Source organism: Rhodococcus sp. B7740 (genome assembly GCF_000954115.1).
Taxonomy (GTDB): domain Bacteria; phylum Actinomycetota; class Actinomycetes; order Mycobacteriales; family Mycobacteriaceae; genus Rhodococcoides.
In genome coordinates this window covers 456,344-468,065 of record NZ_CP010797.1, presented here as the reverse complement: position 1 = coordinate 468,065, position 11,722 = coordinate 456,344, and the positions used below count along the sequence as shown (strand labels likewise).

General features: G+C 65.3%; 9 protein-coding genes. 2 read left to right on the top strand and 7 right to left on the bottom strand.

What is annotated here, in order from left to right; translation table 11 throughout:
* Positions 1–38: 38 nt before the first annotated feature.
* The 7 genes from NY08_RS02100 to NY08_RS02070 form a co-directional block, all read right to left on the bottom strand.
* Complete coding sequence (locus tag NY08_RS02100) at positions 39–1,235, bottom strand: M20 family metallopeptidase (protein WP_045194634.1); 1,197 nt, start codon at positions 1,233–1,235, stop codon at positions 39–41.
* Entirely contained in the window at positions 1,232–2,524 is a 1,293-nt protein-coding gene (locus tag NY08_RS02095) for an aminotransferase-like domain-containing protein (protein WP_045194632.1), read from the bottom strand. Before NY08_RS02095 ends, NY08_RS02100 begins: the two co-directional genes overlap by 4 nt.
* Before the next feature lie 2 nt (positions 2,525–2,526).
* Complete coding sequence (locus NY08_RS02090; RefSeq protein ID WP_045199566.1) at positions 2,527–3,705, bottom strand: M24 family metallopeptidase; 1,179 nt, start codon at positions 3,703–3,705, stop codon at positions 2,527–2,529.
* Between the two features lie 222 nt (positions 3,706–3,927).
* Positions 3,928–4,641 carry a GntR family transcriptional regulator gene (locus tag NY08_RS02085; protein WP_235387077.1) on the bottom strand — a complete coding sequence of 238 codons (714 nt, stop codon included), beginning with the start codon at positions 4,639–4,641 and terminating at the stop codon, positions 3,928–3,930.
* A gap of 15 nt (positions 4,642–4,656) precedes the next feature.
* The gene (locus NY08_RS02080; RefSeq protein WP_045194630.1) at positions 4,657–6,132 is read right to left on the bottom strand and encodes an NAD-dependent succinate-semialdehyde dehydrogenase; all 1,476 of its coding nucleotides are present in this window, start codon (positions 6,130–6,132) and stop codon (positions 4,657–4,659) included.
* The gene (locus tag NY08_RS02075; protein WP_094647545.1) at positions 6,129–9,041 is read right to left on the bottom strand and encodes an FAD-binding and (Fe-S)-binding domain-containing protein; all 2,913 of its coding nucleotides are present in this window, start codon (positions 9,039–9,041) and stop codon (positions 6,129–6,131) included. Before NY08_RS02075 ends, NY08_RS02080 begins: the two co-directional genes overlap by 4 nt.
* Positions 9,038–10,303 (bottom strand): aspartate aminotransferase family protein, encoded by a 1,266-nt coding sequence (locus NY08_RS02070; protein ID WP_045194628.1) that lies wholly within the window; start codon positions 10,301–10,303, stop codon positions 9,038–9,040. Before NY08_RS02070 ends, NY08_RS02075 begins: the two co-directional genes overlap by 4 nt.
* Before the next feature lie 94 nt (positions 10,304–10,397).
* On the opposite strand from NY08_RS02070, the gene NY08_RS02065 reads away from it, so the two are divergent.
* Entirely contained in the window at positions 10,398–11,270 is an 873-nt protein-coding gene (locus tag NY08_RS02065) for a ribokinase (protein ID WP_442970787.1), read from the top strand.
* The gene (locus NY08_RS02060; RefSeq protein ID WP_045194626.1) at positions 11,267–11,722 is read left to right on the top strand and encodes a helix-turn-helix transcriptional regulator; all 456 of its coding nucleotides are present in this window, start codon (positions 11,267–11,269) and stop codon (positions 11,720–11,722) included. Before NY08_RS02065 ends, NY08_RS02060 begins: the two co-directional genes overlap by 4 nt.

Sequence of the window (11,722 nt, the reverse complement as noted above, 5' to 3'; positions counted from 1 at the left end):
ACCGGAACGTGCTTTTCGGCCAACCCCCTTCTCGGAAGCTAAAGACCAGGTGGCGCAGCGATTCTGGTGGCTATCAACGCGTACGCCCTTGCGCTGTCGGTCAATTGCCGCACGGCCACGGATTCGTCCGGCCGATGTGCCTGGTTTTCGATCTCCCCCGGACCGAGCACGACGGTGCCGATACCCATCTGCTGTGCCACGAAACCACCATCGCACGAAGCAGTCCAGATGTCAGTCGAACTCGCAGATCCGGTGTCGAGGACCGATTGCACTGCGGTGCTGACCAATCCGCTGTCTGCGCTGGTCAGAAAGCCGGGCATCTCCATCGCGACGTCGATTGTCACCTCGATACCGGATCCGGTCACATCCGCTGCTTCGATACGTGAGCGCAATTCGGCGACGACATCGATGGCGCGCTCGCCGGGAAGCAGTCGCCGATCGACGGTGAGCGTGCAGCGATCGGCGACCATCGAGGTTCCCGTCCCACCCGAGATGGTTCCCACGTTCCAGGTGGCGGGGCCCAACTCGGGGTCGGGCTTGCCGTCCAGCTCGATCTGCCAGTCTTCGATCATCGCGATGATGCGCGCTGCAGCCGCTATGGCATTGGCTCCGTTACGAGGTTGTCCCGCATGTGCGGAGCGGCCGCGGATCTCGATCTCCAGATTGGCGGCGCCTCGGCAACCGACAATGGTGATCAGATCCGTCGGCTCGGCCACCACGCAGTGGCTGTGGTTCCGCAGTGGTGGGTCGGCCACGAACGCTCGGATGCCGAGACCGGTGTCCTCCTCGTCGACCAGGCACGCCAACGTCATCGGATGCTCGTCGGCAAGACCGGCGCGCTGCACCGCGGTCATCGCGGCCACGACGGCGGCGAGGCCGCCCTTCATGTCGCAGGCCCCGCGGCCGACGATGCGGCCGTCTCGAACCACGGCGGAGAAGGGGTCGGTGGTCCAGCCCGTTCCCGCGGGGACCACGTCCGAGTGCCCGACGAAGAGGACTCCCGGGCGATCGTCGGATCCGATCGACACGATGATGTTGGGCCGACCCGGAACCACCTCGACGGCTCGAACGTCGAATCCCAGTGCGCGACAGTGCTCGGCGAGGACCTTTGCGGTCTTCTCCTCCGTGTCGCCGGGGTTTTCGCCGCCCGCGTCGATCAATGCCGCTGTCAGAGTGACGATCTCGTGCTCGTCGATCGAATCCAGCAGAGCGCGTTCGGAATCCGAGACGGTCATCGGGTGGGATCGGAGGCGAGCAGATGCTTGGACTTCTCCACCGCTGCCGCCAGCCGCCTGATCCCCTCGTCGATACGTTCGGGCGTCGACGAGGCGAAGCACAGCCGTAACGAGTCGTGGAACTTCCCACCCACCGACAATGCCGGCCCCGGTATGTAGGCCACGCCCTCGGCCAGCGCCGTCTCGAACAGGTCCTGCGTCGAGAAGTCGACATCGTTGCCGCGCAACGTCGCCCAGAGAAAGAAGCCTCCCTCAGGATCCGTCGTCGACATCGACTCGCCGAAGTACCTCTCGATGCTGTTCTGCATCGCGACCTTGCGGGGCAGGTACACCGAGGCCAACGATCGAAGATGCTCGTCGAGCAGGCCGCGCCGGATGTACTCGGCCACCATCCGCTGACCGGGCAGGTTGGTGCACGTATCCATGGCCTGTTTGGCGTTGACGATCAGTTGCCGAGCCTCGGGGGCGGCGTCCACCCACCCCACTCGCAGGCCTGGAGCGATCATCTTGGAGAAGGTCCGAACCGAGAAGATCAGCGGGTCGTTCGGACTGAGCGTGCCGAAACTGGGAATCGGATCCCCCGAGAAGCGCAGCAGGCCGTACGGATCGTCGTCGAGAATCACCGATCCCCACCGATGTGCCAGCTCGATGAGCAGCTGACGCCGCTCGAGCGACAGGGTGACCCCGGACGGGTTCTGGAAGTTGGGAATCACGTAGATCATCTTCGGCACTCGACCTGCGCGCTCGACGAGCTCGGGCAACGCCTCGACGATGAGGCCGTCACTGTCCATCGGAGCTTCGAGAATGTCACCTCCGTAGCTGAGTACGGTGGCAGTTCCGTTGGTGTACGTGGGACTTTCGACGATCACCAGGTCGCCCGGGTCGATGAACAGCTTGCACGCGATGTCGAGGCCCTGCATTCCGCCTGAGGTGATCACCACCCGCTCCTCGGTCGTGGGTTCGCCCACCGAGTCGAGGTATGCGAGCAACGCGTCGATCAAACCCGGATCACCCTCGGTGGCACCGTAATCGAATGCGTCCGCGGTGAGTACGCTGCCGGCGATCTCGGTGAACGCAGCGGCCGGAACCGTCTCGGCTGCAGGAGATCCCATGGCGAATCGAACGATGTCGTGTTTCTGCGCGGCGAGGAGCGATGTCGACGAATCGATCACCGATCCCACCAGCTTGTCGGTTCGTAGTGCCCAGGGGATGGCAGGAGTGGAGCCTGCGGAACGACCATGGATGGCAGGAGTGGAGCCTGCGGGGCGACCTTGTGCGGTGGCGGTCATGCTCACTCCTTCGTCAGTAGTTCTCGGGGGTATGCGGTGAAGGTTTCGAGGCCGTTCTCGGTGACACGAACGGCCTCGGATACCTCGTATCCGTAGTCGTCCATCCACATTCCGCCGATGATGTGGAACGTCATGTTCTCGGCGAGTACCGTCTCGTCGTCGGTGCGCAGGCTGACGGTGCGCTCACCCCAGTCGGGTGCGTAGGCGATGCCGATCGAGTAGCCGATGCGCGACGGTTTGTGCAGTCCGTGCTTGGCCAGGCTGGTGTTCCACACCTGCGCCAGCTCGGTGGCGGTGACGCCTGCCCGTACGGTTGCGAGCACGTCGTTCAGGGCTTCCCCGGTGGACTTGGCGAGGTAATCCAAACGCGAACTTGGCTTTCCGAGAACGATGGTGCGCGCCATCGGGACGTGGTAGCGCCGGAACACTCCGGCCAGTTCGACGACGGTGGTCTCGCCCCGCACGAAGGGTTGATGCGACCAGGTCAGGTGAGGGGTGTCGGCTCCGGCACCGGTGGGCAGCATCGGGACGATGGCGGGGTGGTCGCCGCCGAACTCCTCGGTGCCGCGTACCTGTGCGTTCATGATGGCAGCAGCTGCATCGCACTGCCGTTCACCGACCGAGATCGACCGGTACGCGGCCGACATCGCCGACTCGCACACCTGGGCGGCACCGCGCATCAGGGCGATCTCCGCCGGCGACTTGACCACTCGCACCCAGTTGATCAGTTCGTAGGAGTCGGTGAAGCGGTATTCGGGCAGCGACTTCACCAGTGCCTCGAATGCCTTCGGGCTGAAGTAGTACGAGTCCATCTCCAACCCGACCTGGCCGTGCTCGAAGTTGTTCACCAGTCCCAGTTCCCGCAGCTTTGCGGCGACCCAGACGAACGGGTGGGTGTCCTTGCGCTGTACGAATGTTTCGGGGTAGCCGAACGTTCGATCCTGCGGCAGCCATGACGTCCGAAACGCGCCGTTGGCGTCCATCTCGCGGGCGAAGAAGTACATCTCTCCGTCGAGGGGCACGTACAGCATCTGCGGGGTGTAGAAGGAGAGGGCGTTGTAGCCGAGCAGGTAGTACAGGTTCGCGGGATCGGTGACGATGAGCGCGGTGAGGTTCTGCGCTGCCATCCGCTCTCGGACGGCAGCGAGCCGGGCGGCGTACTCCTCGTCGGTGAAGGTGATCGGCGTGCTGTTCGGAACATCGGGGTACCGAGCCAGGCCTGGAGCGGCCCGTCCTGTGGTCTCGTCGGGTCCGAGTGCGGTGACGTAGGCGGCGTCGGGTGAGTCGTTCACGGGCACCCCCTTCAAGGAAGTCGTTTTAGTAGATTGTTGACAATCAGGCTAAGCGCTGGCGCGAGAGGTTCGCAAGACTTCGGATGTAAATGCTGTGTTGCGGGCAGGCGACTAACCCGGAGTGGCCAGCGCCGAGTGTCCTGCCTGCTCCTCGACCATGGCGCGAGTCAGATCGTGGATAGCGGTGTCCATGTGCTCGTGCACGCCCTTTTCCAGCGCGTCCCAGTCCGATCCGAGCAGGAGGTCGACGATCAGCTGGTGTTCCTCCACCAGCGCCTCGGGCCGGTAGTACGCGGTTTCGAGGTTGGCCATGCAGATTCGCGCCTCTGCAGCGAGCGTGGCGTACGTTCGCGACATTCGGCTGTTGCGCGTTGCCGCGACCAGGGCGGTGTGAAACGCCAGATCCCGTTCGGCAAGACCTCGCCAGTCCGCCCGATCGATGAACGGCTGCATCTGTATCACGATGGCCGAGAGCTCATCGGCAGCCGAAACCAAACGAGCGCGATCGCCGTGCACGAGAGTCCACGCGGCACCGACCTCGATCGCCGCGCGGGATTCGTAGATCTCGGTGACATCCTCGCTGCTCAGCTCGACGACGAACACGCCTCGATTCCGGTAGCTGACGAGGAGCCCCTCCTGATTGAGACGCTGCAGCGCCTCCCGGACCGGTCCCCGCGAGATCTCGAGTTCCGCGGCGACGTTGGCCTCGTTGATCTGTTCCCCTGGGGCGTAGGACCCGTCGATGATGCGGTCGCGAATCTGGTCGGCAATGACCATCGACGTGTTGCGTGCGTCGATGGGCGTCAGTCGTCTCGAACTGGGCATGATCGAAAACCTCTCTCAGCCTCGGGGAATGGCGAAATATTTGTACTCCAGAAATTCGTCTATGCCGACTTTTCCGCCCTCGCGGCCGAGTCCGGACTGTTTGACACCACCGAACGGCGCAGCCGGATTGGACACCAGCCCCGTGTTGAGGCCGACCATGCCCACCTCGAGGCGCTCACCCATCCGAAGAGCACGGTCGATGTCCTGGGTGAAGACGTATCCGACGAGTCCCCATTCGGTGTCGTTGGCGAGGGCGATCACCTCGTCCTCGGTGTCGAACGGGACGATTGCTGCCACCGGCCCGAAGATTTCCTGTGACATCAGATCCGACGCCGCGTCGACGTCCGTGAGGACCGTCGGTGGGTAGAAGTAGCCGGGTCCGTCCGGGGCCACTCCCCCGACGATCGCACGTGCGCCGCGCCCGAGGGCGTCGTCGACGAGTGTCTGCACCTTGGTGCGGCCCGCGTCGTCGATCAGTGGACCCACCTCGGTTCCGGGTGCACTTCCGGCCCCGACCGACAGTGCACCCATCCGCTCGGCGAGCGCCTCCGCGAACTGCGCTGTGACGCTGCGGTGTACGAAGAATCGGTTGGCGGCGGTGCACGCCTCACCCATGTTGCGCATCTTGGCGACCATCGCACCGTCGACGGCGCGCGTGAGATCGGCGTCGTCCATGACGATGAAGGGTGCGTTGCCACCGAGTTCCATCGAGGTGCGCATCACGGTCGATGCAGCTTGTTCGAGCAGGATCTTGCCCACCGCCGTCGACCCGGTGAAGCTGATCTTGCGGGCCGAACCGCTGCTCATCCACGAGCCCACGACACCCGACGCGTCGGTGGTGGTCACGACATTGACCACTCCCGCCGGAACACCGGCGTCGCGCAGGATTTCGGCCAGGGCAAAAGCCGTCAACGGAGTTTGCTCGGCCGGCTTGAACACCACGGTGCATCCTGCCGCCAATGCAGGGCCGATCTTGCGAGTTCCCATGGCCAATGGGAAGTTCCACGGAGTGACGAGAATGCACGGTCCGACGGGTGCTCGGGTGACCACGATGCGGTTCTTACCGTCTCCGGTGAGGGTGTGATCACCTGAGATACGCACTGCTTCTTCGGAAAACCACCGGAAGAACTCCGCGCCGTAGGCCACTTCACCTCGCGCGTCGGCCAGCGGTTTCCCCATTTCCGCGGTGATGATCGCGGCGAGTTCCTCCGACCGCGCCATGATCAATTCGTAAGCCTTACGCAGGATTTCACTGCGGGCACGGGGCGCAGTCGCGGCCCAGTCGGCGGCGGCGTCGACCGCTGCGGCCATGGCGTTCTCGGCATCTTTGATGCCGCCGTCGGCGACGTTGGCGATGACCTCGCCGCTGGCGGGATCGATGACATCGAACCGGGCGTCGGACGCTGCGGCGGTCCACGTGCCCGCGATGAACAGGTCGGTCGGAGCCGTGATGGTAGGACGCGTGAGGCTGGTGGTCGAACTGGCGGTCATGGCCGCGGTCCTTTCGTCGAACGTGGATCGAGTATCTGCGCCAGGTGTACGGACGCGTCACCGGTCAGGTCACCGGTGAGTTGACGCACCTGCATGTGGCAGGAGAATCCGTCGGTCAGAATCGGGGTGTCCGGCTCGGCGTCACGGAGCGCCGGTGCGAGGGCCTGCTCGGCGACCGCCATGCTCAGCTCGAAGTGCCGAGACTCGAAGCCGAAATTGCCTGCCACGCCGCAGCATCCGGTGGCCTCCCGCACCGCGTCGATACCGACGGAGGCCAATGCCGTGCGCTGGGTGGCGTTGCCGAACACCGCATATTCGTGGCAGTGGGTCTGTACGGTCACCGAGTCGGGAATCTCCGCCGTGGGCACCCACCCGGCCGCGGCCTGATCGATCACCGCGCCCGCGAAACTCTGTACTCGCGCCGCGACTCGTCTCGCGGCCGGGGTGGGAACCAACTCCGGCATGTCCTTGCGGAACGCCGCCGCGCAGCTCGGTTCGGTGACGACGATGGGCCGGTCGGTGCCGTCGTCCAGTGCTGCAACGGCTTTCGTGAGGTGCGCGCGGGCGGCCTTCAGCTGGCCCGTCGAGATCCAGGTCAGACCACAGCACACGTCGGTCCGGCATTCGGTGCTGCGGCCCGAGTCCTCGAGCACGCGCTGAGCCGCGCCCGCGACCTCGGGACGAAAACCCTGAGTGAAGGTGTCGACGACCAACACGACGTCCGCGTCGCGGCCGCCGCCGAGCCGGACTTCTCGCGCCAGTTCCTTCGCCGATGCGAATCGTGGCAACGGCCGCTCGGTGGTCAGCCCACCGAGCCGAGCCGCCAGTGCTGCGATGCGCGGGGTGAGCAGACGGTTGAGCAACGGTGCCGTTCTCTTCGTCACCTTCAGCCAGCGGGGCAACCAGCCAAGCGAATAATGCGAGAGCGGCCGCAGTCGCCCCGCGTAGTGATGATCGAGGAACTCGGACTTGTACGTCGCCATGTCCACTCCGACAGGACAATCCGACGAACAGGCCTTGCAGGACAGACACAGATCGAGCGATTCGGCCACGTCCTTCGAGGCCCATCCGTCGGCAACTGTCGGCGAACTGCGCACCATCTCCTGCAACACTCGTGCTCGACCCCGCGTCGAATCCTTCTCGTCGCCCGTGGCGCGGAAACTGGGGCACATGACGCCTCCGGACGCTGTGCGGCATTTACCGACACCGACACACGACTGAGTTGCGTGTACGAAGGGATCCAGGTCTGCCCGCGTCCCGATCTGGTGCAGATCGAAGGTCGTCTTCCATTCCCGCTGTGGGATGCCCTGCAGCATCAGGTTGTCCATCATCGGTTCCGGATCGGTGATCGACCCCGGGTTGAGGATGCCGCCGGGATCCCAGATGCGCTTGAATCGCGCGAACGCGTCGAGCATGCGGGGCGAGTACATCACCGGCAGCAGTTCCGAGCGTGCCCTGCCGTCGCCGTGCTCACCGGACAGGCTGCCGCCGTGCTCGACCACCACCCGCGCGGCGGCGCGCAGGAAGTCGTTCATCACTCGTCGTCCGGCGTCGGTGCGCTGATCGAACGTGATGCGCACGTGCATGCAGCCGGCACCGAAGTGTCCGTACATCACCCCCGTCAGATCGTGTTCGGCCAGAAGCACGTTGAGGTCGGCGAGATAGGCGGACAGGTTCTCGGGTGCGACGGCGGCGTCCTCCCAGCCGCCCCAGGACTCGGCTCCGCCGGCCAGGCGGGTCGCGAGCCCCGCGCCGTCCTCACGTACTCGCCACAGCGCTGTTCGATCGGCAGGGTCGGTGACGATGCGGCCCTCCTTGACGCGGCCGAGAAGACCGAGCGCCTCGAGCAGACGGGCGGCCTTGTTCTCCACTTCGGCGGTATCGGCACCGTCGAGGTCGACGTAGAGCCAGGCGTTTCCCGCGGGCAGACCGCGGACGGAGTCCGGTCCGCGGCGGTACTCCATCGTCCGGGCGATGTTGTCGTCGATACCCTCCACCGCGGCAGGCGAGAACTCGAGAATGGCCGTCACGTCGGCCGCGGCGGCCACCACGTCGTCGTAGCCCAGGCAGAGCAACAGCGCGGCCCGCGGTACGGGCACGACGGCGACGGTGACCGAGACGATCACCGCGCAGGTGCCCTCGCTTCCGACGAGTGCACGAGCGACGTCGAACCCGTTCTCGGGCAGCAGATGCGACAGGTGAAATCCGGAGACCTGTCGCGGTATGCGGCCCAGCTCGACTCTGAACAGGGCGAGGTTGTCCGCCGCCAGCGACTGCAGCTCACGCGAGATACGTTCGGCCGCATCGGTTGCCGCGGAATCCTGCGAATGCACTGCCGCCACACCGCTACGAGTCACTCGAAGCAGGTGCCCGTCGGCGGTGACCACGTCCATCGCCACCGTGTGGTCCGCTGTTCGTCCGTAGCGCACCGAATGATTACCGCATGCGTCGTTGCCGACCGCCCCGCCGACCGTCGCGCGTGTCTTGCTGGACGGGTCGGGGGCGAACGTGAATTCCCCGGCTGTGCGCGCCACCAACTCTCGCTGCAACTCCGAGATGACGATTCCCGGTTCCACCACCGCCGTTCGCGAGTCGGTGTCCACCGAGATCACGCGATTCATGTGGCGAGAGAAATCGAGCACGATGCCGCGACCGATCGCGTTGCCCGCCATGGACGTTCCGCCGCCTCGGCCGATGACCGCGATTCCGGCAGCGGCGCACCGCGAAACCACGGTGGACACGTCATCGGCATTGCGCGGAAACACAACGGCGGCAGGTGGAATTCGGTAGTTCGAGGCGTCGTAGGAGTACTCGGCGAGCCGCCGATCCGAGTCGTCGATCTCGATGCCCAGTTCGCGTACTTCCTGCACGAGTGCAGGAACCGGGGACCGAACGGAAGCAGCCGTCACAGCACGTTCTTCAGTGTGCGCGACAACGCGTCGAGGCCCTGCCGCATTTCGTCGTCGCTCACGATCAGCGCCGGGATGATCCGGACCACGTTGCCGAGCGCGCCACAGGTGAGCAGCAACAACCCCTCGTCGATCGCGCCCTGTTGTACGCGCAGAGCGGCCGCAGCATCGGGATTGCCTGCGCTGTCGACGAATTCGAGTGCCTGCATCAAGCCGAGTCCACGTGCATCACCGATTGCAGAGTGCTCGGACTTCAGTGCGAGCAGGCCGTCGAGCAGAACTCGGCCCTGCGCGGCAGCGTTGGCGACCAGACCTTCCTCACGCACGACGTCGAGCGTCGCGACACCCGCCGCAGCGGCGACGGCATTGCCGCCGTACGTGCCGCCCTGCGATCCAGGCCAGGCCTTGCTCATCAACTCGGTCGATGCCGCGATCGCCGAGATCGGAAATCCGCTGGCCAGACCTTTCGCGGTGATGACGATGTCGGGAGTGATCGACGAGTGCTGATGACCCCAGAATTTCCCGGTACGGCCGACCCCCGCTTGCACCTCGTCGACGATGAGGACGATCCCGTGGGTGTCCGCGCGTTCGCGCAGGCCCTCGAGAAACTCCGGAGGCGTGGGCAGATAACCGCCGTCACCGAGTACCGGCTCGATGATGAACGCAGCGGTGTCGGCGGGGCTCGACATCGTCATCAGCAGGTAGTCGAGTTCCTTCAACGCGAAGGCGACGGCGGTGTCCATGTCCCAGCCGTATCGGAACGCGTACGGGAACGGCGCGATGTGCACACCGCCCATGATCGGTGAGAATCCGGACCGAAACTTGGTGCCCGCGGTGGTCAACGACGCGGCCGCCACCGTGCGTCCGTGGAACCCTCCGTGGAACGCGATGATGTTGGGCCGTCCGGTCGCCATGCGCGCCAACCGAATCGATGCCTCGACGGCCTCGGAGCCGGAGTTGGCGTAGAAGACGCTGTCGAGACCGAGCGGTAGTACCTCGCCGAGCTTGTCGGTCAGCGCCAGCAGCGGCTGATGCATGACTGTCGTGTACTGAGCGTGGATGATCTTGCCCACCTGCTCGCGGGCGGCCTCGACCACGCGGGGATGGCAGTGCCCGGTGCTGGTGACGCCGATACCGGTGGTGAAGTCGAGGTACTTGCGCCCGTCCGTGCCGATGATCCAGCTGCCCTTTCCGTGATCGACGACGATCGGGGTCGCCTGCTTGAGTGCCGGGCTGAGGTGGGTGCGAGTCGACGCTGTCATGGCTGACATCGTCACCCACCGAATTAGGATTGTCAACAATCTGCAATTGGCAGTTCAGGGACGAGTGCATCCGCCCGAGCGATACAGTTCGTCGGTGTCCGCTTCGAACCCTCGCATCGCCGTGCTCGGCAGCATCAACATGGATCTGATCACCCGGGCACCGTCCCTGCCCGAACCCGGCGAAACCGTGCTGGGCACATCGTTCACCACCTCGCCGGGCGGCAAGGGCTCCAATCAGGCCATCGCCGCCGCCAAAGCCGGCGTTCCTGTGTCGTTCATCGGAGCGGTCGGAGACGACGAGTTCGGGGAGACACTGCGCCGGACCCTGTCGAGCGCGGGAGTCGACGACCGCGCGCTGCGCACCACAGCAGGTTCGAGCGGCATCGCCGCCATCACCGTCGACGATCACGCCGAGAACAACATCGTCGTGGTCCCCGGGGCCAACGAACGCGTTCGCGACCTCACCGACGACGACCTGACCGTCATCTCCGACGCCGACATTCTCCTGTGTCAGTTGGAGATTCCCCTCGCCACCGTGGTGACCGCGTTCGAGTACGCACGCTCTCGCGGTGTGGTGACGATGCTGAACCCGTCACCGGTTCAGGATCTGCCCGCCGCCCTGGTGGCGGCAACCGACGTACTCGTGGTCAACGAAGCCGAGGAAAGCCGACTCGGAAACCGGCTGAACGAGGTGACGCACGTGATCACCACACTCGGTGCCCGAGGCGCTCGATACCGCGGCTCGGAATCGTTCGAGGTCCCTGCTCCGCGCGTCGACGCCGTCGACACCACTGGGGCCGGCGACGCATTCGCCGGAGCACTGGCTGCGTCCTGGTTCGACGGCCCGCGCAAGGCAGTCGAATGGGCCTGCGTTGCAGGATCTTTCGCCGCGACGAGGCCGGGTGCGAGCACGTCCTCCGGTACTCGCGAGGACATCGACGCACTGCGAGATGCGGCCACTGGATGAACGCCCCCGACCTCGACGAACTCCGACGTCTGCGCCGCGCGCGCGACCGAATGGATCGCGAATTCGCCGAGCCACTCGACGTTCCCGCTCTGGCCCGCACGGCATCGATGTCCACCGCGCACTTCAGTCGCCGTTTCCGCGAGGCCTACGGTGAGACGCCGTACGCACATCTGATGACCCGCCGAATCGAGCGCGCCAAGGCCCTGCTGCGCCGCGGAGATGTCAGCGTCACCGAGGCCTGCTTCGCAGTGGGCTGTACCAGTCTCGGATCCTTCAGCTCCCGCTTCACCGAGATCGTCGGTGAGACACCCAGCGCGTACCGCGCCCGTGATCACAGCGACAGCCAGGGGATGCCGAGTTGCGTGTCCCTGGCGATGGGCCGACCGATACGGACCGCGATCTCCGTGCAATCGAGCAGAATCGAAGAAGCGATGTCGTCCGACGCGTCCTAG

Excerpts from the sequence above, each read along its gene's own strand:
- NY08_RS02085 (WP_235387077.1), bottom strand. The coding sequence starts at position 4,641 with ATGCCCAGTTCGAGACGACTGACGCCCATCGACGCACGCAACACGTCG.
- NY08_RS02070 (WP_045194628.1), bottom strand. The coding sequence starts at position 10,303 with ATGACAGCGTCGACTCGCACCCACCTCAGCCCGGCACTCAAGCAGGCG.
- NY08_RS02100 (WP_045194634.1), bottom strand. The coding sequence starts at position 1,235 with ATGACCGTCTCGGATTCCGAACGCGCTCTGCTGGATTCGATCGACGAG.
- NY08_RS02060 (WP_045194626.1), top strand. The coding sequence starts at position 11,267 with ATGAACGCCCCCGACCTCGACGAACTCCGACGTCTGCGCCGCGCGCGC.
- NY08_RS02080 (WP_045194630.1), bottom strand. The coding sequence starts at position 6,132 with ATGACCGCCAGTTCGACCACCAGCCTCACGCGTCCTACCATCACGGCT.
- NY08_RS02095 (WP_045194632.1), bottom strand. The coding sequence starts at position 2,524 with ATGACCGCCACCGCACAAGGTCGCCCCGCAGGCTCCACTCCTGCCATC.